Annotated in this window: 19 protein-coding genes; 9 read left to right on the top strand and 10 right to left on the bottom strand. The window is 62.2% G+C overall.

Annotated features, from left to right (window positions below):
• Positions 1 to 125: 125 nt before the first annotated feature.
• From VSR34_RS17435 to VSR34_RS17425, 3 genes are all read left to right on the top strand, one after another.
• Positions 126 to 1,457 (top strand): leucine-rich repeat-containing protein kinase family protein, encoded by a 1,332-nt coding sequence (locus VSR34_RS17435; RefSeq protein WP_342963057.1) that lies wholly within the window; start codon positions 126 to 128, stop codon positions 1,455 to 1,457.
• Between the two features lie 162 nt (positions 1,458 to 1,619).
• On the top strand, positions 1,620 to 2,609 hold the full coding sequence (locus tag VSR34_RS17430; RefSeq protein WP_342963056.1) for a serine hydrolase: 990 nt from the start codon (positions 1,620 to 1,622) through the stop codon (positions 2,607 to 2,609).
• 420 nt (positions 2,610 to 3,029) lie between these two features.
• On the top strand, positions 3,030 to 3,722 hold the full coding sequence (locus VSR34_RS17425) for a DUF3313 domain-containing protein (protein WP_342963055.1): 693 nt from the start codon (positions 3,030 to 3,032) through the stop codon (positions 3,720 to 3,722).
• A 170-nt stretch (positions 3,723 to 3,892) separates the two neighbouring features.
• Here the strand turns inward: VSR34_RS17425 and VSR34_RS17420 are convergent, their stop codons facing one another.
• From VSR34_RS17420 to VSR34_RS17405, 4 genes are all read right to left on the bottom strand, one after another.
• The gene (locus VSR34_RS17420; RefSeq protein WP_342963054.1) at positions 3,893 to 4,654 is read right to left on the bottom strand and encodes a hypothetical protein; all 762 of its coding nucleotides are present in this window, start codon (positions 4,652 to 4,654) and stop codon (positions 3,893 to 3,895) included.
• Positions 4,655 to 4,805: 151 nt separating this feature from the next.
• The gene (locus VSR34_RS17415) at positions 4,806 to 5,723 is read right to left on the bottom strand and encodes a hypothetical protein (RefSeq protein WP_342963053.1); all 918 of its coding nucleotides are present in this window, start codon (positions 5,721 to 5,723) and stop codon (positions 4,806 to 4,808) included.
• Between the two features lie 11 nt (positions 5,724 to 5,734).
• Positions 5,735 to 6,595 carry a DUF2092 domain-containing protein gene (locus VSR34_RS17410; RefSeq protein WP_342963052.1) on the bottom strand — a complete coding sequence of 287 codons (861 nt, stop codon included), beginning with the start codon at positions 6,593 to 6,595 and terminating at the stop codon, positions 5,735 to 5,737.
• A 48-nt stretch (positions 6,596 to 6,643) separates the two neighbouring features.
• Positions 6,644 to 6,943, bottom strand: coding sequence for a hypothetical protein (locus tag VSR34_RS17405; protein ID WP_342963051.1), 300 nt, complete (start codon positions 6,941 to 6,943; stop codon positions 6,644 to 6,646).
• Between the two features lie 1,128 nt (positions 6,944 to 8,071).
• Here VSR34_RS17405 and VSR34_RS17400 point away from each other — a divergent pair.
• From VSR34_RS17400 to VSR34_RS17375, 6 genes are read left to right on the top strand one after another with little or no spacing between them, the layout of a single operon-like run.
• Positions 8,072 to 9,280 (top strand): efflux RND transporter periplasmic adaptor subunit, encoded by a 1,209-nt coding sequence (locus VSR34_RS17400; RefSeq protein WP_342963100.1) that lies wholly within the window; start codon positions 8,072 to 8,074, stop codon positions 9,278 to 9,280.
• A gap of 12 nt (positions 9,281 to 9,292) precedes the next feature.
• Positions 9,293 to 12,511, top strand: a complete 3,219-nt coding sequence (locus tag VSR34_RS17395) for a multidrug efflux RND transporter permease subunit (RefSeq protein WP_342963050.1) — start codon at positions 9,293 to 9,295, stop codon at positions 12,509 to 12,511.
• Between the two features lies 1 nt (position 12,512).
• On the top strand, positions 12,513 to 14,006 hold the full coding sequence (locus tag VSR34_RS17390; RefSeq protein WP_342963049.1) for an efflux transporter outer membrane subunit: 1,494 nt from the start codon (positions 12,513 to 12,515) through the stop codon (positions 14,004 to 14,006).
• Positions 14,003 to 15,292 carry a paraquat-inducible protein A gene (locus tag VSR34_RS17385; protein WP_342963048.1) on the top strand — a complete coding sequence of 430 codons (1,290 nt, stop codon included), beginning with the start codon at positions 14,003 to 14,005 and terminating at the stop codon, positions 15,290 to 15,292. The genes VSR34_RS17390 and VSR34_RS17385 overlap by 4 nt, the downstream gene beginning before the upstream one ends.
• Positions 15,267 to 16,889 carry an MlaD family protein gene (locus VSR34_RS17380; protein ID WP_342963047.1) on the top strand — a complete coding sequence of 541 codons (1,623 nt, stop codon included), beginning with the start codon at positions 15,267 to 15,269 and terminating at the stop codon, positions 16,887 to 16,889. The genes VSR34_RS17385 and VSR34_RS17380 overlap by 26 nt, the downstream gene beginning before the upstream one ends.
• Positions 16,886 to 17,473 carry a PqiC family protein gene (locus tag VSR34_RS17375; protein ID WP_028212819.1) on the top strand — a complete coding sequence of 196 codons (588 nt, stop codon included), beginning with the start codon at positions 16,886 to 16,888 and terminating at the stop codon, positions 17,471 to 17,473. The genes VSR34_RS17380 and VSR34_RS17375 overlap by 4 nt, the downstream gene beginning before the upstream one ends.
• A 35-nt stretch (positions 17,474 to 17,508) precedes the next feature.
• Here VSR34_RS17375 and VSR34_RS17370 read toward each other — a convergent pair whose 3' ends face one another.
• From VSR34_RS17370 to VSR34_RS17345, 6 genes are all read right to left on the bottom strand, one after another.
• On the bottom strand, positions 17,509 to 17,793 hold the full coding sequence (locus VSR34_RS17370) for a hypothetical protein (protein WP_028212818.1): 285 nt from the start codon (positions 17,791 to 17,793) through the stop codon (positions 17,509 to 17,511).
• 95 nt (positions 17,794 to 17,888) lie between these two features.
• Complete coding sequence (locus VSR34_RS17365; protein ID WP_342963046.1) at positions 17,889 to 18,689, bottom strand: NAD(P)-binding protein; 801 nt, start codon at positions 18,687 to 18,689, stop codon at positions 17,889 to 17,891.
• A gap of 20 nt (positions 18,690 to 18,709) precedes the next feature.
• Entirely contained in the window at positions 18,710 to 19,402 is a 693-nt protein-coding gene (locus VSR34_RS17360) for a DUF3313 domain-containing protein (protein WP_028212816.1), read from the bottom strand.
• Between the two features lie 393 nt (positions 19,403 to 19,795).
• Positions 19,796 to 20,536: an acetoacetate decarboxylase gene (locus tag VSR34_RS17355; protein WP_342963045.1), complete on the bottom strand. Its 741-nt coding sequence runs from the start codon at positions 20,534 to 20,536 to the stop codon at positions 19,796 to 19,798.
• Positions 20,533 to 21,738 (bottom strand): patatin-like phospholipase family protein, encoded by a 1,206-nt coding sequence (locus VSR34_RS17350; RefSeq protein WP_342963044.1) that lies wholly within the window; start codon positions 21,736 to 21,738, stop codon positions 20,533 to 20,535. Before VSR34_RS17350 ends, VSR34_RS17355 begins: the two co-directional genes overlap by 4 nt.
• Positions 21,739 to 21,967: 229 nt before the next feature.
• Positions 21,968 to 22,171, bottom strand: coding sequence for a DUF3079 domain-containing protein (locus tag VSR34_RS17345; protein WP_342963043.1), 204 nt, complete (start codon positions 22,169 to 22,171; stop codon positions 21,968 to 21,970).
• Between the last annotated feature and the right edge of the window lie 205 nt (positions 22,172 to 22,376).

Raw genomic sequence — 22,376 nt, 5'->3', positions numbered from 1 at the left:
CGAGCCGCTGTGCCGATCCCGTTGCGGGAGCCGCCGCGAGGTGTTCCCGCTAGAATTGCCATGGCCGGTGCCACGTTGCGCACCGGCGTACCGACTCCCTTGCCATTTTTCCATTCGATCCACGCGTGAAGACCGCTACTCTCGAACAACTGCGCGACGGGCAACTCGCCGGTGCGCGACAACTCAAGCTCGCCTGCGGGTTGACTGAATTTCCGCGCGAGATCTTCGATCTCGCCGACACCCTGGAGGTGCTCGACCTGTCGGGCAATGCGCTCACCTCGCTGCCGGACGACCTGGCGAGGCTGCATCGCCTGCGCATTCTGTTCGCCTCGAATAATGCGTTTACCGAGATGCCGGACGTGCTCGGCGAATGCGAATCGCTGAGCATGGTCGGCTTCAAGGCGAACCGCATCCGGCACGTTTCGGGACGCGCGCTGCCGCCGCGATTGCGCTGGCTGATCCTGACCGACAACGCCATCGACGCGCTGCCGCCGGAAATCAGCGAGCGTCCGAATCTGCAGAAGCTGATGCTGGCCGGCAACCGGCTGCGGACGTTGCCCGAGACGATGGCCGCTTGCAGCCGCCTCGAACTGCTGCGCGTTTCGGCGAACCGGCTCGACGCCTTGCCCGACTGGCTGTTGCGCCTGCCGCGGCTTGCGTGGCTCGCCTACGCCGGCAATCCTCTGAACGTCGCGCGCGAGCATGGGGCGCTGGCCGACGCGCCGGTGCCCGATATCGACTGGCATACGCTCGCGCTGGGACAAACGCTCGGCGAAGGCGCCTCCGGCGTGACGCATCGCGCGACCCGTTTGCTGCGCGACGGGCATCCGGTCGAGGCGGTCGCCGTGAAGCTGTTCAAGGGCGCGGTGACGAGCGACGGTTTGCCCGAACTCGAAATGGCCGCGTGTCTGCAAGCCGGCCCGCACCCGAATCTCATCCCGGTGCTCGGCAAGATCGGGGGGCATCCGCTCGGCGAGCACGGCCTCGTGATGGAACTGATTCATCCGGCGTTCGGCAATCTCGCCGGGCCTCCCAGCCTCGAGTCGTGCACACGCGATGTCTATGCGCCCGATGTGCGGTTCGACAGGCCGGTCGCGTTGCAGATCGCGCTAGGCATCGCGTCGGCGGCGCGGCATCTGCACCGGCGCGGGATCATGCATGGCGATCTCTATGCGCACAACATCCTGCATGACGGTGGCGGGCGCGCATTGCTCGGCGACTTCGGCGCGGCGTCCTTTCACGACATCGACGATCGCGCGCTGGCGCTCGCGCTCGAACGGATCGAGGTGCGGGCGTTCGGCTGCCTGCTCGAAGAACTCGCGCAACGTCTGACCGGCGAGGCCGATGATCGCGCCGCGGGGTTCGACGCACTCATCGCAGCGTGTCTTTGCGAGCCGGTCGAGTTGCGGCCTTCATTCGATGAGATCGTCGAACGGCTGAGCGCGTTGAGCGGTTGAGCGTATGAGGGTATGTGCGGATCGGTCGGTGGCGGATTTTCCAGACATTGCGTCCTCTTTCACACACTCATTCCTGCGCGGAACAACTACAGTTAAGTTGTTGGGCTGAATCCGCACGTTAGACCCGCCATCGTCTGACCGACGTCCCAAGGTGTGAACGAGATGAAAGACTTCCTCTGCGCGCTACTGTTTGCCTTCGCGCCGTTCGTCGCGTGGGCCGATACGCCATTCCTCTACTCACGTAGCGCAATCGTGTACGACGTCGGGCGCGGCGAGGTCCTGCTGGAAAAGAACGCCGACGCGGCTCAACCGATCGCATCGATCACCAAGCTGATGACGGCGATGGTCGTGCTCGACAGCGCGCAGGCGCTGGGTGAAACGGTGACCGTCGACAACGAAGACATCGACCGCCTCAAGCACTCGGGATCCCGCATTCCGATCGGCGCGTCGCTCGAACGAGGCGAGATGCTGCGGCTCGCGCTCATGTCGTCGGAGAACCGCGCGGCGTCTGCGCTATCGCGGGCGTTTCCCGGCGGCCAGCCGGCGTTCGTCGAGAAGATGAACGAAAAGGCGCGCGCGCTGCATATGGCCAGCACGCACTTCGACGATCCGACCGGGCTTTCGCCAGACAATCTCTCGACGGCGCGCGACCTTGTCAAGCTGGCGGGCGCCGCGGCGCGCTATCCGTTGATCAGCGAGTACACGACGCTGCCCCGTTACGAAGAGGCGATCGGCACGAGGACGAGGTTCTATCACAACACCGACCCGATAATCAGCTCAGACGATTGGGACGTGCGGGTCGCGAAGACGGGCTATATCCGCGAGGCTGGACGCTGCATCGTGGTGGAGGCCAACATGCCGAATGGCCCGGTGATGATCGCGCTGCTCGGCTCGCAAACGGGGTGGGGGCGGGCCGCCGATCTCGTCACGATACGCCGCTGGCTGAACGGCGACGAAACGCCGGTCGTCGAGCCGCGCTATTACGCAAGCGCGGGTCAGCATCATCACCATGCGATGCTCGCGCATTCGCGGCGGGTCAACGTGAGGTTTGCATCGTACCGGACCGCTTCGGCGTCCGGCGCGCACCGGCAGACCTTCAAGCATCAAGCCGGCAAGCGGGAACATCATACGGTTGTCGCTTCCGTGGGCTGAACGCGCATCCGCACACTGGATTCGCAGTATTCTCTTCGCCAAATTTCTGAAGTTTTCAACGCTAGCGCAATGATTGCGTTCAAGCGACGTGGCCCTTTCAAATAATAATGAGCGAATAGGACCAAAGGCCGATAGGCTTGCGACTGAAATACGACTTCAATTGTCTCATCACGAAAGTGAGGCCACGGGCCCGTGCCAGGGCGCATGCAGAAGGGCAATCCAGATATCGATACGCAATCATTTACGCGGCGGTTCGCGTTGGTGATTAACTCTGCGCAATCTGAGGCATGCGGACGAAGGAATGAACGGCCAGAGTCCGTGTGCGAAGTATCGAGCGCTGACTGTGTCTTTTCCATTTCTTCTGCGGTCAGTGACCGCATTACGAACCCCGCGCGGGCGTGCAAACTGGAGGGCGAGGCGATGTCAAGAAAAAGCATATCTTCTCTGCTGGCGGTGATGTCATTGGTCGCCTGCGGCAGTGTCACAACCCAGCAACCGGTTGCCGATGTCCAGAAGACAGCGCGATCGGGATTTCTCACCGATCCTTCCCTGCTGCAACCGGGCAAGGAAGGGGAAGCGGCGCTTCGCTACATCAGGCCAAATGTAGACTGGAATTCCTACACGGGAATCTTCCTCGAGCCGGTGGTGTTCATCAGCGATCCCAGTTCAAAGATCGACGCGACGGAGCAGCAGGTGTTGACGAGCTATTACTACAATGTCTTGAAGACGCACCTGGCGACAGTGCTCCCGATCGTCGACCACCAGGGCCCGCACGTTTTGGTAGTCCGTGCCGCCCTGACTGACGTCAAGGGCGATACGCCGGGATTGCGCACCATCTCGGTGGTCGTCCCGCAGGCGCGTTTACTGAATTCGGCGCAGAGCCTCGCGACGGACACCTATGCGTTCGTCGGTTCGGCGAAGAGCGAAGGCGAGATTACGGATGGCGGTACCGGGCAGATACTCGCCGAAGGGGTGGACGGCCGCTCGGGTGGAATGAGCATGCAGAATGCCGGTGAAGGGAAATGGGGGGACGCAGAGCATGCGATGGACTATTGGGCGGAACTGACGGCCAATCGCCTGAGGCAAGTTAAGTCAGGCGGCCCAGCCTCGTAGCGCGCCATTGTTTTACCGAGCTTTTACCGAGTGGCGCTCGCCGATCAAACGTCGTCGAGTGCCACGCTGAATCGCGATAAGGACTACGAGTCAAGTTACAACGGCAGCGACGAAGAGAATATGCACATTTTAAGCATGCCGTTTCGACGACTTTCGCTGGTTCCTCGAGATCACTGCCCGAGCACCGCGAGCGCCTCTCGCATCGGGTCGAGTGAGACCCGCATCAGCCCGTCGAGCGGCGTGTTCATTTCGAGGATCAGGTAAATCGCAATCGACGTCGAGAGCGCACCCAGGAACAACGCGATAGTCACCGTCATATTGGGCGACGTGAACACACCAAAGGCGCCGAAAATGATGCACAGCCACAGCACGAGGCTTACGAGAAGCGGAATCGGTGTGCTGCCGCTCGCCTGAAGCAAGCCCAGTTCGCGTACCGCAAAGATGCTGTCGGCCATCTCGATTGCGTGCGCTTGCAACCGGCGTTGCGTCTCGTTCTGCGGGGTGAGTTCCTGCAGCTTTCGCTGGAAAAACTCGCCGCGCTTGTAGGCGTCGGGGGTGTGCAGGCTGGCGAGCTGGGCAGGATCGTTCGACGACATGATCTGTACGCCCCGCGCGACGCTTTGCTTCAACAGCGCGCGCAAGTCGTCCGCCTGCGCTCCGTATTGCGCCAGCACGCGATCGAGCAGGACGATGTCGGCGGCGTCGCGTGTGACCTCGCTGCTGACCGTGTCGAACGAACTCTTCGCCGAGGAAATCAGCAAGCCCAGCACGAGCGCGGCCAACGTCGCGACGAGGCCGACTGCCAGCTTGACGACGCCGATCGACTCATCGCTGAGATGGTGGTCCGGAAGCCGGCCATGCAAATACATGCCCAGGATGGCGCTGCAAAAGATACAGGCAAATACGATCAACGAAACGCCCAGATGTTGCATTGTCCGGTTCTCCGTTCGTGAGCGGCAGCACGATTGAATGAACTGATTTCGCTATTGCCGCGCGAGCGAGTGGGCAACCGCGCAACCCTTACGGTTCAGGCTCGTGTTGTCGTGTGTTAGCCGTTCCTCGTGTGTGCGTTCAGGAATCGCTTCAAGGCGTCGGCACCACGCGGTAATAGACGCCGTTCGCACCGTATGAAGGTTTGAACCAGGTATTTCCGCACAGGTAATAGGTTCCTCCCTGTACAGAGGGCATGGTGCAGCCGGCAGGCAACGTCGCGTAGATCGCGCCCATCGCATAGTTTGCGCTTGCGGGGACGGTGGCCGGTGCGGCCGCGGCGGCACCCGCCTGGTAGCCGGAGTTGTAAGCGGTCGCAGCGGCTGCCTGCGTGTTTGCCGACGCAATCGCGGCCCCCGCGGCAGCACCGACCGCCACGCCTGCAGCGGCGGCACCCGCGGTGGACCAGCCGCCGCAGTTGTAGCAGCTCGAGCCGTAGACGTTGACCGTCGTTGGCGGATGGTAGGACGTGTACGTCGCGCCGTAGTAGTTGCTGTGATACGCGGTGGCACCCGACGCATTCGTGTAGGTCGTATAGCCCGAGCCTGCCGCGTGGGTGGCGGTGGCGCCATTGGCCGATGTGGCGGTCGTGCCCTGACCGTAGGTATGCGTTGCGCTGCCGCCCGATGGATTCGTATAGGTGGTCTGGCCAGAACCCGCCGTGTGGGTAGCGGTGTCGCCGTAGCGGTTCGACGCCGTGGTGCCCTGGCCGTACGTATGCGTGGCGCTGCCACCATACGGGTTGCTGTAACTCGTCTGCCCCGACCCTTGTGTGTGAGTTGCGGTGTCGCCGTAGCGATTAGTCGCGGTGGTGCCCTGGCCGGGCGTGTGGGTCGCGCTGCCGCCATACGCGCCGCTGCGGGTCGTCGGCGCCGTTTCCGCTGGGCGCGCTCCCATCTCACCGCCTCCCTCCGGACGCGACCAGCCGCCCGCATGCTGCCATGCGCCGGCGACTCCCGAGGCAAGCGCCGTGATCAGGAGGCCCGCAAACTGGAGGACTGTTGTCTTCACGATGTGCCTCCTCAGTGGGGATCCGAATGGGTCACATTGGGTGGAGGGATGAAGCCGCGCGCATTGGACGCATCGGGACGCTCGAACGCTATGCGCGCCGCGCCGGCCAGATTGGGCGGCTGGAATGCCTGCGCGGGCACCGGTGAGTCCAGTGTCCAGTTCGAAAGCGCCAACACATGGCGCAGACGGGCGGGGTCATTGAGGTAGACGGCATAGATCCGGCGCGGCAGCTTGTCCTCGGCGCCGATCCAGGCCTGCACGAATACGTCGCCCACGACGTAGGCGATCATGTCCGTCGTCGTATCGCCGACCACACTCGACTGACCGATATAAAACGCGATCTTCAACCGGCTCGCGATGTCCTTGTAGGGATCCGCGACGACCACGTCCGTGAATGGAAAATAAATCTCGCCTAGGTCGTACGCTTTCTCGAGCGCAGCGTCGATCGTAGGCGGCGCGTCGGCCACGGAGAACAGCTTTTCCGCCGGCGCCAATGCGGTAATCGTCTTGCCGTCGTAGTAGAACTCCGAGCGCGGTCCGTCACCGAGCGTAATCACGCGCAGTTTGTCCGGCCGCTGCATCGTCACCTCCGACTTCGTGGAGTAAATGAGCGGCGGCCCGAGGCGGCTCGGATTTTCGTAGGAGACGATGGCCGTGAAAGTCATCGTCTTCGCGGCGGCAAGCCGTGCGCTTGCGGCCTTCAGAATATCGATCGCACGCGGGTCCAGCCCCGGCTCGAAGTCGGGCGCGCTGGCTTGCTGAGGCCGCGAAGCACTCCTAGCCGGATTTTTCTGCTGCGCGCCACCGCTTGTTGCAACGCAGAGGCACAGCATGGCAAAGATCAGGTACGACGCAAGTTTCCGGCATGTCATCGCGGCCTCCTTGATGCGCGCGGGGCGCTTGCAGCGGGCAGACGGCGCTCAGGGAATCATCCCGCACTCAAACATCTTGTTCGCGACAGGCGCGGCCACCCGGTCGATAAACGCCGCGCGCATCTGAGGCTCGTTACGCATCACCTGTATCGCATTCTCCTCGGCCTGCGGCCTCGGGTGACCCTGCTTCGCCGCGCGTTCCTGCCACAGCTGCTCGCAGCTCGATGTCTGATACTTCTGCACGACCCGGTTGGCGACGGCGTCCAGCATCGGATATTGCTGGGCGAATGCGCTGCTCGCGAGCAATATCGCCGATGCCATTAAAGGTAATAGCACGCGATTGGTCATGATTGACTCCCGGTTCGTCATCGACAGCGATAAGAAAGATGAAGGTATGCGAGCATCGCGAACGCTAACCGGTGCCCAATTAACCCGGTTTATCCCTTGAGTATCCGCCGGGCGATCGCAACCACCGGGAAAGCGTACGGAATTAAAGGCAAAACCGATAGTGGACCTTGGTCCTATATATAGGCTGAAATCGCGCGGTGTGCTCGAAAGCGATCTGCTGAAATGAGCGTTGGCGCGATATGATTTCTGCAGTGCGTGAGGAAATAGATCTCGACGGCCCATTTGGCGCGGCGTCGAGCGCGCGCTAAGCGGGAAAAGTTTATTCCATGATTTTCGAGAAATTATTGTCTGCGTAACACGTTAGCTAAAATTATTTTGCATACGTATATTTGAAATTCGTAATTTACGTGTGACGAATAAGTTTGCATCGTCAGTAGATTGGCACACCAGAAATGCGGGTCCAGCGAATCGCTGCACTATCGTGCAACCCCATCGGACCACGGCGCACCCGACGGCGCCCCTGTACGGACGGCGCTCGGCAAGCGCCCGACCCGCGAATCGACGGTCGGAATGAGTGCATGAATATCGGACCAAAGTCCCATTGTGCATTCCTTGTTCGGTCGCGACACTTGACCGAAAGCGGCCAAGTGAGCATCCGGCCCCGTATCCCATTCAGAGCTGCCGTGTGAGGGGCGCGGTCGACGAGCACTGGATTCGTAAGATGAAATGAAGGGTTGAATTCCAGCCCGGGCACGGTGATCGGGTCTGTGGCCAGCAGCCGGTGCAGCGCATTGGCGTCGGGAGCGGACGCAGATCTCGCAGAAAACCGGAGCGTCGCAGCGCGGGTCGCGACGGTTGAGCGAGCCATGACGGATCGCACGAGCGGCACGAGCGGCACGAGTGTCGAGGTCATGCTGAGGAATAAGACATGAATAGAACGGCGGTAGCCCGATCCAAACTTCGTTCCATATGCCTCGCGCGCCTCGAAGCCAGCGGGCGCATGTTGCGCCTGGGAGCGGCTCACTGCGGGAGGTCCATATGAGCGGCCCGTTTCCTTCCCCCCATCGATCATCGGCGGCATACGCGTTCTGCCGGAATGCCGTGCCACTGACGCTCATCGCCTTGGCGATGGCGCTTTTTGCCGGTTGCAAGAAGGCTTCGGATCCACCGGCGCTCGGCGCGCCGGAGGTCACCGTCATGACGGTCGTCGCCCGCGACACCCCGGTTGACATCGAGTTCACCGCACAAACGCAAAGCTCGCGCGAAGTCGAAATTCGCGCGCGCGTAGACGGTTTCCTCGATGAAAGAACCTATACCGAAGGCCAGGAGGTGAAGGCCGGCCAGACCTTGTTCAAGATGGACCCGAAGCCATTCGAGGCTGCCTTGCTGACTGCACAGGGTCTGCTCGCACAGCAGCAGGCCAGGCTCACGGTCGCGCAGCAGAATCTCGCACGGGTCAAGCCGCTGGCAGCGCAGCACGCATTGAGCCAGAAGGATCTGGACGATGCGATCGGCAACGAGAAGCAGGCGCAAGCCGCGGTGATCTCGGCGGAAGGTCAGGTCGAGACCGCGAAGCTCAACCTTGGCTATACAACGATCAAGTCGCCGCTGAGGGGTCTGGCGAGCTACGCGCGACAGCAGGACGGAAGCTATCTGATTGCGAACGCGTCCGGCCTCCTGACCTATGTCTATCAACTTGATCCGATGTGGGTGAACTTCAGCATTTCCGAAAACGAAATGCTCCGCTTTCAGGACGAGGTGTCGGCTGGCAAGCTGATCTTTCCGCCAAAGAGCGAATTTGTCGTCACGGTGGATCTGGCCGATGGTACGGAGTTTCCGCAGCACGGCACGATCAGTTTTGCGAATCCCGCATTCAGTACCGAAACCGGCACGTTCCTCGTGCGCGCCGTCCTCGCGAATCCGAAGGGCACGCTGCGTCCGGGCCAGTTTGTGCGCGCGCGCGTGTCGGGCGCTCTACGGCCGCATGCCATCCTGGTGCCGCAGCGCGCGGTGTTGCAGGGCGCCAAGAGCCACTTCGTCTGGGTCGTCGACCAGGAGTCGAAGGCGAAGCAACGCGTCGTCGAAGTGGGTGACTGGAACGGCGACAACTGGTTCATCACCGACGGCCTGAAGGCCGGCGAGCGCATCGTCGTGGACGGTGCGATCCGTGTCGTGCCGGATGTTCCGCTGAAGATCGTGGGTACGCTCGCTTCGACGCAGACCGGCGGCAAGAAGGTCGTCGAGAAGGGCGGGGCCTCCGAGCCGCAGGTACCAGCGGGTGGCGGGGCAACGCCTGGAACGGCGGCGCCACACGCGCCCAGCGGCGCGTCGCAGTGAGGGCAGGGCTCCATGAATATCTCCCACTTCTGTATCGACCGGCCGATTTTTGCGTCCGTCATTTCAATCGTCATCACGCTTGGCGGCGCGTTGACCTTGTTCTCTCTGCCCATTGCGCAGTACCCGGACATCACGCCGCCGCAGATCACGGTATCGGCCACTTACCCTGGAGCGAGTGCCGAAGTCGTTGCGAACAACGTCGCCGCGCCGATCGAGCAGCAGGTCAACGGCGCGGACAACATGATCTACATGTATTCGTCGAGTTCGTCGACGGGCAACCTGACGCTCAATGTCTTCTTCGAGATCGGCACGAATCCGGAACTCGCGCAGGTCGACGTGCAGAACCGTGTGAACCTCGCATTGCCGCAACTGCCGGAGAGCGTTCAGGCCCAGGGCATCCAGGTCCAGAAGAAGTCGAATGCGTTCATGATGGTGATCGCGATCTACTCGCCGGACGAGCGATTCGATCCGACCTATATCGCGAACTACGCGAACGTCTATGTGCTCGACACGCTCAAGCGCATACCTGGCGCCAACCAGTCGTCCATCTTCGGGACACCTGACTACGCGATGCGAATCTGGCTGAAGCCGGATCGCATGGCGCAGCTCGGCATTACCGCAGGCGACGTTCAGAACGCCGTGCGCGCCCAGAACCAGGAATTCGCGGTGGGCACGGTCGGCCAGTCACCGACGGGCAGCGCGGTCGAGCAATCGTTCGCGGTGACGACGACGGGGCGCCTCGCCACCCCCGTCGAGTTCGACAATATCATCATCCGCGCAGCGAGCAGCGGAGCGGCTATCGTCAGGCTCAGGGACGTCGGCCGTGCGGAACTCGGACAGAAGAGCTATTCCAATCGCACCACCTTCCAGGGCAAGCCGGCGACCGTTATCGCGGTGTATCAGCAGCCAGGTGCGAACGCGCTTGACGTTTCGAAGCAGGTGCGTGCGACGCTCGCAACGCTGAAGAAGTCGTTCCCGGAGGGGCTCGACTATCAGATCGCAATGGATACGACGGACTTTACGCGCGCATCGATCAGCGACGTGATTCATACGTTCTTCGAGGCGCTCGTGCTGGTGGTGATCGTCGTGTTCGTGTTTCTGCAGAGCCTGCGTGCGACGATCATCCCGGTGATCGCGGTTCCTGTGTCGATCGTTGGTACCGCGATGGGGATGGCTGCGCTGGGATTCTCCATCAACATGCTGACGTTGTTCGGCATGGTGCTCGCGATCGGCATTGTCGTGGACGACGCGATTGTCGTGATCGAGAACGTCGAGCGCAATATGACCGTCCACGGGCTCAGTCCTAAAGATGCAGCAAAACGGGCGATGGACGAGGTGTCGGGGCCGGTCGTGGCGATCGTGCTCGTGATGTGTGCCGTGTTCGTCCCGGTCGCATTCCTCGGTGGGATCACGGGACAGTTGTACAAGCAGTTTGCGATCACGATTGCGATTTCCGTGGTGCTTTCGGGAGTCGTGGCGCTCACGCTTTCGCCCGCGTTGGCTGCCATCCTGCTCAAGCCCGCGCACCAGGAGAAAAAGGGTTTTTTCCGCTGGTTCGAAAACAAGTTCACGCAGATGACGGCGGGCTATGGGCGTGCCGTGCAGTTCATCATCAAGCGTTACGTGATCGGTATCCTCGTCTTCGTGGGCGTTATCGTGCTCGCGGTCCTGATGGCCAGGTCGATCCCGGGTGCCTTCCTGCCGCCCGAAGATCAGGGCTATCTGCTTGGCGCCATCATCATGCCGGATGCAGCCAGCCTCGACCGGACCGCGGCGGTCGGCGACAAAGTCACCGACCATTTCATGAAGCAACCGGCGGTCAGCAGCATCACCGTGGTGAACGGCTTCAGCTTGCTGGATAGTCAGAACAAGTACAACGCGGGCACATTCTTCGTCGGTCTGAGGAGCTTCGATGAGCGGTACAAGTTCTCGAATATCAGGGAGCAGAACGCGCGCGCGGTCTTGATCAAGGCCTACGAGACTTTATCTAAAGTGCAGGAGGGCATCGTGGTGCCGGTCAACCCGCCGTCCATTCCTGGCCTCGGCACGACGGGCGGCACCGAGATGTGGATCGAAAGCCAGGGCGACGGGTCGATTCAGCAGCTCGCAGGCGTCGTCCAGGATTTCGTGACCAAGGCGAAGGCGCGGCCGGAGTTGACTGGCGTGACCTCGACGTTCAACGCGGCGTCGCAGCAGCTGCGTGTGAATGTCGATCGCGATCAGGCAGAGACGCTCGGTGTGCCGGTCGAGGAGGTGTACAGCGCCATGCAAACCATGTTCGGCTCGCTCTACGTGTCGCAGTTCAACAAAGACGCGCGGCTGTGGCAGGTGATCGTGCAGGCCGATCCGCGCTACCGTCTCACGCCGCGCGACCTTGACCAGATCTACGTGCGCAGCCGCACCAACAACATGGTGCCGATCAAGGCGGTCATGACGTACCGCTACGTGACAGGCCCCGACCTGGTCACCCGGTTCAACAACTTCCCTGCCGTGAAAATCACGGTGAACGCGGCACCGGGCTACAGCTCCGGACAGGTGATATCGACGTTGCGGGAGCTTGCCGCACAGATGCCGCCGGGTTACTCGGTCGGCTGGAGCGGGGAGGCGTTCGAGGAGATCAAGTCGGGCTCGACGGGGAACCTCGTATTCGTGTTCGGCATCATCATGGTGTTCCTGATCCTTGCGGCGCAATACGAAAAGTGGTCGTTGCCGTTCGGCGTGCTGATGGCGGTGCCGTTCGCCCTGTTTGGCGCGCTGCTCGCGATTCTGCTGCGTGGGCTCAACAACGACGTGTACTTCCAGATCGGCTTGACGATGCTGGTCGCGCTCGCCGCGAAGAACGCCATCCTGATCTTCGAATTTGCGGTGCTGAACCGGGAGCAGGGCAAGTCGCCGTACGACGCAGCGCTGATCGCGGCCGAGGAGCGCCTGCGTCCGATCGTGATGACCTCGCTTGCGTTTATCCTCGGCTGCGTGCCGCTCGCCATCGCGCTCGGCGCCTCGCAGAACAGCCGTCATTCGATCGGTACGGGTGTGATCGGCGGGATGCTGGGGGCAACCGCCATCGCCGTCTTCTTCATCCCGATGTTCTACTGGGGCATCGAATCGATTGGCTCGCGCAAGACCGGGGGCAAGGAGACGCCTCACACAGGGCCCAGCGCGCCGCCCCCGAATACGGGCGGACCCGGCTCCCAGCATGCCTCGCCTTCGGCGCGGCGCGAGGGAGAGTGAAATGCGTGCCGCCGCATACGCGCGTCTCTCCATGATGCTAGTGCTCGCAGGCTCGCTGTATGGCTGCCTGCTCGGCCCCGACTACGAGCGACCGAAGGTGGCCGTGCCCGCGACATTCCGGTTCGATTATGGAGACGCGGCCGACGTCGTCAACACGGCATGGTGGGAGCAGTTCCAGGATCCCGTCCTCGATGACTTGATCAAGACTGCGCTGGAGAACAACCTCAACGTCAAGCAGGCGGCCGCGCGCGTCAACGAGTTCCTGGGCCAGTTCGTGAGCACTCGTTCTGCACTCTTCCCGCAAGCGAGCGTCGGGTTGAATGCGACGCGCGAGCGCGCAACGCAGAATGGTCCCGTACCGCTACCCACTGGCGCGTCCCCTGTATTCAACGAATTCCAGGCCGGCATATCGGGCTTCTGGACGATCGACCTGTTTGGTCAGGTGAGGCGTGAAACAGAAGCCGCGCGCGCCAATGTGAGCGCTGCCGAGGAGGCGCGCCGCGCGACCATCCTGACGCTCGTTGCGCAGGTCGCCTCCTCGTACATCGTGTTGCGCAGCCTCGACAGCCAGCTCGAAATCGCACAACGCACACTGGGGAGCCGGGCCGATTCCGTGCACGTGTTCACACTGCGTTTGCAGTACGGCCAGACCTCGGAGATGGAGCTTGCGCAGAGTCAGTCCGACTATGAGGCGACGGCGGCAAACATCCCGCTGCTCGAGCAACAGATCGCGCAGCAGGAAGACGCCCTCTCGGTGCTGCTGGGCAGCAATCCCATGCCGATTCTGCGTGGCCGCGCGCTGGGCGCGCTAGCCACGCCCGCGGTGCCTGCGGGGGTGCCGTCTGACCTGCTCAATCGGCGGCCCGACCTGCTACAGGCAGAGCAGAACCTGATCGCACAAAACGCATTGATCGGCGCGGCGCGCGCCTTGTACTTCCCGCAGATCTCGCTGACGGGATTCTTTGGCTCCGCCAGCACGCAGTTCTCGAGTCTGTTCACTGGCCCGGCGCGAGTGTGGTCGTTCGCCGGGGCCGTGACGGCGCCGATTTTCACTGCTGGCAACATTTATGGGCAGAACAAACAGGCCGATGCGCGGCAGCAAGAAGCGCTCTTCGCCTACCAGAGCGCCATCCAGGTGGCGTTCCAGCAAGTCGACGACTCCTTGATCGCGGTCCAGAAGTCGCGCGAGCAACTGGTAGTCCAGGGCAGGCAGGTCGAGGCGCTGCGCAAGTATCTGCGGCTCGCGAGCGCGCGCTACGAAGGCGGTTATACGAGCTACCTGGAGGTGCTCGACGCCGAGCGCAATCTGTTCAACGCCGAAATTCAGTTCACGCAGACCCAGGCGGCAACCCTGACGAACGTCGTCAACCTCTATATGGCGATGGGCGGCGGCTGGGTAGTTCAGGCAGAGCAGATGACCGTGCCGGCCTCGGCACCCGCACAGTCGCAACCGCCAGCCACATCTGCGCAGCCTGTCGCACAGGTGTCCCAATGACTCGTGGGAAACTTATCGCCTGTCACGAATGCGATCTCCTGCAGCGCGAGGTGGCCGTGCCGGAGGGAGGGGCGTTGCGATGCCGGCGCTGCCGCGCCGAGCTGTACCGGGAACTGCCCGGCAGTCTCGATCGCGCGCTCGCGTTTTCTCTCGCCGCCGTTGTGCTCTTTGCGGTGTCGAACCTCTACCCGATCGTTGGTCTGTCGGTCAACGGCACCGTCGTCGAGACGACGCTGCTGGGCGCCGTGAGCGTGCTGTATCACGACGGAAAATGGCCCATCGCGGGCCTGGTATTCGCGACCACGTTTCTGATGCCGGTCTTGCAGACCACGAGCATGTTGTGGCTGCTGATACCGCTCAAGTTCGACCGTGCTCCGTGGGGCGGTCCGGCCATTTTCCGGCTGTGCCATCTCTGCCAGCCGTGGGGCATGACCGAAGTGCTGATTCTCGGCTTGCTGGTCGCGCTCGTGAAGTTGTCCGCGATCGCTGGTGTGGTGGTGGGTCCCGCGCTCTGGTCGTTCGGTGCCCTGATGTTCGTACTGGCGGCGGCTGGCTCCGCATTCGATACGCGCGCCCTGTGGTCGCGCGTCGCCGCAATTGAGCACAGGGGTGCGGACCCGGACCTGGACGAGGCGTCGCTGCGAGGCGCAGCTACTGCAGCGCGATGCGGTCTCGCCCTCTGTCACGATTGCGGACTGCTCGCCAGCGCGCAGCATCACACGCACGCGTTCGATTGTCCGCGCTGTGGCGCGCCGATGCACCTGCGCAAGCCCGCAAGCCTCTCGCGCACGTGGGCCTTCCTGACCGCGGCGATGGTGATGTACATCCCTGCGAATCTGTTGCCCGTGATGTACACGAACTCGCTGTTCGGCACCGAGAACGACACGATCCTGTCCGGTGTCGTCTATTTGTGGACGTCTGGGTCATGGCCGCTAGCAATCGTCGTGTTCGTCGCGAGTATTGCCGTGCCCATGCTGAAGATCCTCGCGCTCGTTTACCTCGCGATCTCCACGCAGCTGCACTCGCGCTGGTACGCCGTGGAACGCACGCGGATCTATCGGGTGGTCGAGTTCGTGGGACGCTGGTCGATGCTCGATATCTACGTCATCACGATGCTCGTTGCGCTGGTGCAGTTCCAGGCACTCGCGACCATCGAGGCCGGCAACGCAGCGATCGCATTCGGGGCTGTGGTGGTGCTGACGATGTTTGCGGCGATGGCGTTCGATCCTCGCCTGATATGGGACGAAGCGGAGCGCGATCATGCCGGCACCCGACAAAGAGCCTGATTTCCCCAATGCGGATGCGGTGCCGCGATCACGCTGGCGCCTGCAAATCGTTTGGCTCGTCCCCATCCTCGCGGTCCTGATCGGCGGGTGGCTCGCCGTCAAGGCGGCCATCGAGAAGGGGCCGACGATCACCATCAGCTTCTTGACAGCCGAAGGCCTCGAGGCGGGAAAAACAAAAATCAAATTCAAGGACGTCGACATCGGCATCATCAAGTCCGTCACGCTTACACCCGACCACGAGCGGGTCATTGCAACGGCCGACATCAAAAAGGATGCGGCGAACATGCTCGTCGATAACACCCGCTTTTGGGTCGTGCGTCCGCGCGTCTCCGGCGGGACCGTCTCCGGGATCAGTACGCTCCTGTCCGGATCCTATATCGGAATGGATGTCGGAAAATCCAGGACCGAACGCCGCGATTTCGTCGGACTCGAAGTCCCGCCGGTCATTGCGAGCGATGTGCCCGGACGCGAATTCATCCTGAAGAGCACGAATATGGGCTCGCTTGACGTCGGCGAGCCGGTGTACTTCCGAAGGCTGCAGGTCGGACAGGTCTCCGCCTTAAAGCTCGATCCAGATGGCCACGGTGTGACGCTGCGGGTTTTCATCAACGCGCCGTATGACAGGTTCGTCCTTGCGGACACCCGTTTCTGGCATGCGAGCGGTGTCGACGTGACAGTCGGGTCGAATGGCATCCAGGTGAACACACAGTCGCTGGTGTCGATCTTGATCGGCGGCATTGCATTCGAGTCTCCGCCCGACGCGCGTGATGATGCCGTCGCTGCGAGCGGCTCGACCTTCACGCTGTTCCCGAATCGGGGGGACGCCATGAAGGCGCACTATCACATCGTCGTCAAGTACGTCGCCAACTTCACTGAATCGGTCCGGGGACTCACTGTGGGCGCGCCCGTCGATTTCCGCGGCATTGTGATTGGAGAGGTCACGGCGATCTACACGCGCTATGATCCCAAGACGGACAGGTTCACCATTCCGGTGGAAATTGATCTGTATCCCGAACTGTTCACGTCGCGCTATGCCGCCAACGCAGGCACTGGCGGCGGCGGCCGCCTAAGCAACGATCCTCACGCGCTTGCGGATCGTCTGGTCGCGAAGGGGCTGCGGCTCCAGCTTCGAACGGGCAATCTGCTGACCGGGCAACTTTATCTGGCCGCTGACTTCTTCCCCGACGCGCCAAAAGCCACGGTCAACTGGGAGTCGTCGCCGCCGGAACTGCCGACGATTCCCGGAAACCTCCAGCGGCTGCAGGACAACGTCACGGAACTCGTGGCGAAGTTGAACACGATTCCGTTTGGCGCCATCGGCAAGAACACCCAGCAGACACTTGCGAGTGCGAAGACGCTGCTCAACGATCTCGACACCCTTGTCGTCCCGCAGGCGCAGGGCACGCTGGCTGCAGCGCAGACGGCGCTCAATACGGCCAACAACGCATTGAAACCCGACTCGCCGCTACAGCAGAACACAGCCGACGCGGTACAAGAGCTTGCACGCACGGCTACCGCATTCCGTTCGCTCGCCGATTATCTCGAGCAGCATCCGGAGGCGTTGATTCGAGGCAAGAAGCAGGAGGCCCACCCGTGACACGCGCCCTCGCACCCCTCTTCATGGCCCTGGTGGCGTCGCTCGGCGGTTGTGGAAACTCGCCGACGTCGACCTATTACCGGCTAAAGCCGGACGCGGCGCTGACCAGCATGGGCACTGAGATGCCGCAGTATGTGGTGGTCAATCCTGTCACGATTCCCGAGCTGGTCGACCGGCCGCAGATCGTCGTCAGCGTTGCAGGCAACCAGGTGTGGCCCAACGAGTTCGAGCGCTGGGCCGGGCCGCTGAAGGGCAACATCCAGCGTACGCTGGCCGGGAATCTTTCGATCCTGCTTGGGTCCGAAAACGTGAGTACGTACGGGGCGGACTCGAGTGATTTGCCGACGTGGCGCGTGCGTGTCGATGTCATGCAGTTCGACTCCGTGCCTGGGAATATGGCCACTATCGAGGCGCTGTGGACGATCTGGCCTCCCGGCAAGGCGACGCCGATCGTCGGGCGCACGCTCGCACACGTGCCCGCGCAAGGGCAAGGCTATGACGCGCTTGTCGCCGCGCACGATCACGCGCTGGGCATGGTCAGCCAGGATGTGGCAGCGGCGATTCTTAAAAATCTTCCGCGATGACCGTCGCGCGGCGTCGCATGGCCCGACGAGCGTGTTCAGTTGCAACCGTGACTGGTCGCGGTCTTATAACAGGTCGTTCCGCCCGGCCCCTTGGCGACGCCTTTTCCATTCATTGTCTTCGCTTCGCCGCCATGATTGGTCTGGGTCGTTCGAACGCCATTCTGGTTGACCTGCGATGTCCAGGCCGTGCCCGTATTCCGGTTATAGCCTCCGGCAGTCTGCCCATTGCCACAGACGGTCTCACCACGGGCATTCGTCGCGCATTCCGCGAACGCGTTCGTCGAAATCATCACGCACGTCAGTATGATGAGGGTTTTCATTTCGGACTCCTTTGGTGATAAGCGAGTGGAAAAACATGCCTTCGGGCAACGCGGGCGCGATCGCGAACGAGGTGTGGCCTCGGACAGGGTTGTCTTCACGATACGGCCTTCGTACGAGCGCCGAGTTTTCCGATCAGTGCGTTGGCGACGATGTCATCGCCAATGACGACATCGGTCGCTCCGGCGTCCTCCAGCAGCGCTTTTCTCAAGCCGTTTTCGCCGGGCACGCTGATCGGCAGCGACCGGTTCAACGATTTCGCCAGCAGCGTGATGGCCACGTTGGCGTCGCCGTCGGGGCTCGTAGCAATGAGCGCCTTTGCGCTGTCGAGGCGGGCGCGGCGCAGTGCGTCGTCGAAGACGTCTGCGGCGCCGAGGATGACGAGGTTGCCGTTCTCCGCAGCCTTGTCTGCGAGCGATGCGTCGACTACCAGCACCAGCACGGTTTCGCCCGCTTCGCGGAGTTGCGCGCTTACGCGCTGCCCCAGCGAGCGGTAGCCCACGACCACGACATGTCCGGCGAGCCGCTCGAGTTGACGTTCCATGGCCCGGTTCTCCCTGTAAGCAATTACGTCGTCTCCGGACAGAATTCCGGTCAGCCTCGATATGGAAAACGCGGCAACGAACATGGTCACGAGCATTGCCGCGAGCATGAAGACCTTCTGGCGCTCGTCGAACTCCGAAAAATCGCCCAGTGTCGTGGTCAGGTTGGCCGCATCCCAGAGCGCGGTGAACAATCGGGTATGAAAAGGAGCGGTCGACTCGTCCAGCAACACGAGCCCGCCAGTCGCGGCGACGAGCACCAGCACGAGCATGGCAACGGCATGTCGGGCACGACGGCGCCATTCGTGCACCCGAACCGCGCCAAGACGCGGTTCGTCGATGCGGTAGATCCACATATCGCTCTCTTATGGCGCGTTCAGCGCGGCTTTACATACTGTGTGACCGATTTCGAAACCGAGTCGCACCAGTCGTCCATGATCGGCTTGACCGCCTCGAACGTGATGACGGGCATGTTCGAGGCAACGCGCTGCAACCGCTCGCCCGTGTGCGTGCGGACCGACTTGGACAAGACCTCGCCGGAGACACTGTCCGTGGCGATTGCCTCGACCAGCAGCTTCGCTTGCTGCGGTGCGCCCGCTACCGTATTGACAGCCATCGTGGCGACGAAGGCCATGGGTACGACCTGGTACGGCTTGAGCCCCTCTGCCGTGCTGGCGACGCCGGTTACGGCCACGTTCAGCTTCACGACGCCAGGGCCCGGCGTATCGACGACGCGCACGCGCGAAGCGATTGCCTGCTTCAGACAAGTCGTGCCGTAACTGCGTATCTGATCGATTGTTGCCTGGCTCAACTGGTCCGTGGGCTCGGCTTTGGGATACATCGTGAGCGGCTCGACAATGACGGCATGGTAGGAAGCCGGATTGAGCCTGGGGCTCACGTAGCGCAAGAACGTTTCTCCTTTCGGGTCCTGGGCCTGCTGGAGATTCGAATAATCTCCGAGGAAGCCTGAGTACTGCGTTTGGGTCGGAACGTTGTTGCTTGCACATCCGGCAACGAGCAGGACGGTGGCCGCCACGGTAATCACACCACGATAGGTCGCATTTCTCATCTTCGCACCTTTGTTCGCCTGTCAAAACGCTGGAAGCCCGTTCCCGGGCACCGAGTGGTCGATTTCCCCGTGGCATCCCGTTCTGAAGTCGTGGAGCCTTTGGCAAGGCTAAGGCGGTGGGCGATGGTCAAATTGACTTAGGTCAAGCGGTTGCCGCTCGAGGGCGGCTGCGCAAGGCACCCGGCTGTTCTTTTATCGGCGGAATTCTCCGCTTGTATCGTATAACTAAGTATCTGGTTACCGTTTGGATTCGCAGGTAACGGGCATACCCGAATGAAGCGGGCCGTTTCGTGAAGTGCTCGTAGAATTTGCGCGACCGGGAGCGCCGGGCCTGCTTCGACGCGAGGGCCCTGGCCGCCGGGGCGGCCATTGCCGTACGCGCCGCGACAAGCGTCACCGTGCCAGATAGTCGTGGACCACCGTGCCGAGCCCGAGCGTCAGATCGGTCATGATATGCAAGCCTGAAATCACCTCGCGTACCGGCAGCGCCGCAACGGGCGCAAGCGCGTGATGGAACAGTTCGATTGCAGCGGGACCCTCCCAGGCCCCCTTGACGGTAATGTCCTCGCAAAAATATCGAACCAGTTCGCAAATCCGTGGCGTGCCGTCGACGTGTGGAATGATCTTCAGCAGATAGTTTGGCGCAGAGAGCGATGCGAGAATCCTGTCGTGCGGCAATGGGCGATACTTGTAACCCATTGTGGCGACCGCGATCGGTACCGGGCCATATCGCAGCACACCGCCGATCGTGTCCTTTTCGACGCGCAACTGTGGCGACGCAAGCTTCTTCGGAAAGCCCCAGAGTTCGCGTCCGCCCGTGATAGGCGCCATGTCGTCGAGGTACATGGCGTGCACGTAGCTACCCGGCTGGCCCTGGAAACGTACCGGTATCACCTGTCCGCTTTCGGTGTAGTCGCCGAAGCCGGTAGAGTTCGGCATCCGGATGAATTCGAACTTGACGATCGGCTCGGTCATCTCCAGCGGCGCGGGGATCACCTGGGCGAGTATGTCAGGGTCGGTGCGGTAGGTGACGATGAGAAATTCGCGGTCCACGAAACGGTACGGACCCGGGGGAAACGCGGGGCTGGTGAGCGGCATCGCGAATGCGCGCTCGATCACTTCGGATTCTTTCATCGTGGTGACTCCTTTTCGGACTTCGTTGTGAGGTCGCAGACGTAAATGCCTTGGGCCATCTCTATCGCGTCGCGCCATGCCTCGGTGGCGATTGCGTGGCGAACATCACCGAGACCGCCTTCCCATAAGTCCTGCACGGTCGCGCGAGAAAACTCGTAGTCCTTGAAGTCGGACGAGTGCGTGTCGTGGCGGTTGGTCAAGCGCACGAGCAGGACCTCACCACGCGTACTGATCGCGGCGAGCCGTTGGACATCGGGGTCGGACTGCGCGTGCTCGGGCAGCATTGCCAGCACCCGCCGCAGCGACGCGCGCAGCTCCTCCTGCTGATTGATGCGCGCCGCGTTAAAGCGGGTCTTGCTGGCGTACTGCAGGTCTTTCATGCGCTCCTGTACCTGATTGATGTTCTCCGGGAACGCGCCCGCGCCGCTGAACACGTCGACTTGCAGCACGAGGCCGCTTTCGCGGTAGGCTTCGTCAACCACATACCACAGCGGCGTGTTCGACGAGATGCCACCGTCCCAGTACCAATCGCCGTCAACGTGCACGGGTGGGAAACCCGGCGGTAGCGCCCCGCTCGCCATGATGTGCTCCGGCCCGATCTGTATTTTCGTGTTATCGAAATAGACGGACTCCCCGGTGCATATGTTGACTGCGCCGAGCGACAGGCGCACTGCCTTGCTGTTGATGAGGTCGAAGTCGACAAGCTCGTTGAGCGTATTACGCAGAGGCTCGGTATCGTAGAAGCTCAATGCGCCAATCGAACCCTTTGGAGCGATAAGGGGTGACATTAGACGGGGTGAGAAAAAGCCTGGGATGCCAAACGATACCGCCGAAGCGGCGCTACAAAAATTCAGGAAAGGGCGAATCGAATCGATCGACGAAGGCAGTGTAAAAGGCGACCACGCCGACGCGCGCTCCCAGAATTCACGCAGCCTCTCGACGCGGCGCTCGGGCGGATTGCCCGTAATCAGGGCTGCGTTGATTGCACCGATCGACACGCCCGCGACCCAGTTCGGAACGATGGCCGTTTCGGCAAGCCCCGCGAAAACCCCCGCCTGATAGGCGCCGAGCGCGCCGCCACCTTGCAGGACGAGGATCGTGTTATCAAACCTGCCGACGGGCAGTGAGTGGATGGACGATTCGGCTTTCTGTGGACGGGCCATGGTTGTCCCCGGCTGCGGGTGATCCCGCCTGCGCGGCACGCGTGCGCAGTGGGGAACCACTGCGATCAGGAGGGTAACCGAAGCGTACGTCGTTCCCTCCGCGCGAACAACCGGACCTTGGTCCTATTCGGCGCGGGTCTCTTCGTCCATGTGGTCCACATGGCCTGGTCCGCCTCGAACGCTGATCTGGGGCGAGGGCAGTTGGGCGGCCGCAGCGTCGCGCCCCAAGCGTCGTCTCGCGCAAGTCCCCCGCGTGCGGCGTCGCCGACTATGGCGTAACGCTTTTGCCCGACGGGTCTAGCTCGATCTCCCAGTCGCCGTGCTCGAACCAGTCATTACCGAGCAGTTCGGCCGGATGCTGCGTGCGGCTCTGGCCGTTGCCGCATCGCATGTCGTGGGCCGGACAGTAGTGGTCGCAGCCCCAGCACAAGCGCTCGGGGTGTAGCGGTTGAATTGGAAACTTCTTCGCCATGATGTCGTCCCTGTGCGATCCGGACCGATCGCTCAACAGAGGATTCTCTTCCTTGCGCGGCACAGCGGCAGAGGGCAGAGTGTCGCGCCTGGCGAAGCGCGAGCGGCCAGCAAGGCACCCAAATACGCAATCGATTGTCTGCCACACGGCCGTGCTATGGTCGTACGGTTTCCGGCCCGTCTGGTTGCCGCGCCATGAAGCGATG

This window comes from Paraburkholderia sp. JHI2823, assembly GCF_038900695.1.
Lineage (GTDB): Bacteria > Pseudomonadota > Gammaproteobacteria > Burkholderiales > Burkholderiaceae > Paraburkholderia > Paraburkholderia mimosarum.
The sequence above is the reverse complement of the archived record's forward strand: the minus strand, read 5'-3'. Positions and strand labels throughout refer to the sequence as shown.

Excerpts from the sequence above, each read along its gene's own strand:
- VSR34_RS17410 (WP_342963052.1), bottom strand. The coding sequence starts at position 6,595 with ATGACATGCCGGAAACTTGCGTCGTACCTGATCTTTGCCATGCTGTGC.
- VSR34_RS17355 (WP_342963045.1), bottom strand. The coding sequence starts at position 20,536 with ATGAAAGAATCCGAAGTGATCGAGCGCGCATTCGCGATGCCGCTCACC.
- VSR34_RS17405 (WP_342963051.1), bottom strand. The coding sequence starts at position 6,943 with ATGACCAATCGCGTGCTATTACCTTTAATGGCATCGGCGATATTGCTC.
- VSR34_RS17370 (WP_028212818.1), bottom strand. The coding sequence starts at position 17,793 with ATGAAAACCCTCATCATACTGACGTGCGTGATGATTTCGACGAACGCG.
- VSR34_RS17395 (WP_342963050.1), top strand. The coding sequence starts at position 9,293 with ATGAATATCTCCCACTTCTGTATCGACCGGCCGATTTTTGCGTCCGTC.
- VSR34_RS17400 (WP_342963100.1), top strand. The coding sequence starts at position 8,072 with ATGGCGCTTTTTGCCGGTTGCAAGAAGGCTTCGGATCCACCGGCGCTC.
- VSR34_RS17430 (WP_342963056.1), top strand. The coding sequence starts at position 1,620 with ATGAAAGACTTCCTCTGCGCGCTACTGTTTGCCTTCGCGCCGTTCGTC.
- VSR34_RS17420 (WP_342963054.1), bottom strand. The coding sequence starts at position 4,654 with ATGCAACATCTGGGCGTTTCGTTGATCGTATTTGCCTGTATCTTTTGC.
- VSR34_RS17390 (WP_342963049.1), top strand. The coding sequence starts at position 12,513 with ATGCGTGCCGCCGCATACGCGCGTCTCTCCATGATGCTAGTGCTCGCA.
- VSR34_RS17385 (WP_342963048.1), top strand. The coding sequence starts at position 14,003 with ATGACTCGTGGGAAACTTATCGCCTGTCACGAATGCGATCTCCTGCAG.
- VSR34_RS17360 (WP_028212816.1), bottom strand. The coding sequence starts at position 19,402 with ATGAGAAATGCGACCTATCGTGGTGTGATTACCGTGGCGGCCACCGTC.
- VSR34_RS17345 (WP_342963043.1), bottom strand. The coding sequence starts at position 22,171 with ATGGCGAAGAAGTTTCCAATTCAACCGCTACACCCCGAGCGCTTGTGC.
- VSR34_RS17380 (WP_342963047.1), top strand. The coding sequence starts at position 15,267 with ATGCCGGCACCCGACAAAGAGCCTGATTTCCCCAATGCGGATGCGGTG.
- VSR34_RS17425 (WP_342963055.1), top strand. The coding sequence starts at position 3,030 with ATGTCAAGAAAAAGCATATCTTCTCTGCTGGCGGTGATGTCATTGGTC.
- VSR34_RS17365 (WP_342963046.1), bottom strand. The coding sequence starts at position 18,689 with ATGTGGATCTACCGCATCGACGAACCGCGTCTTGGCGCGGTTCGGGTG.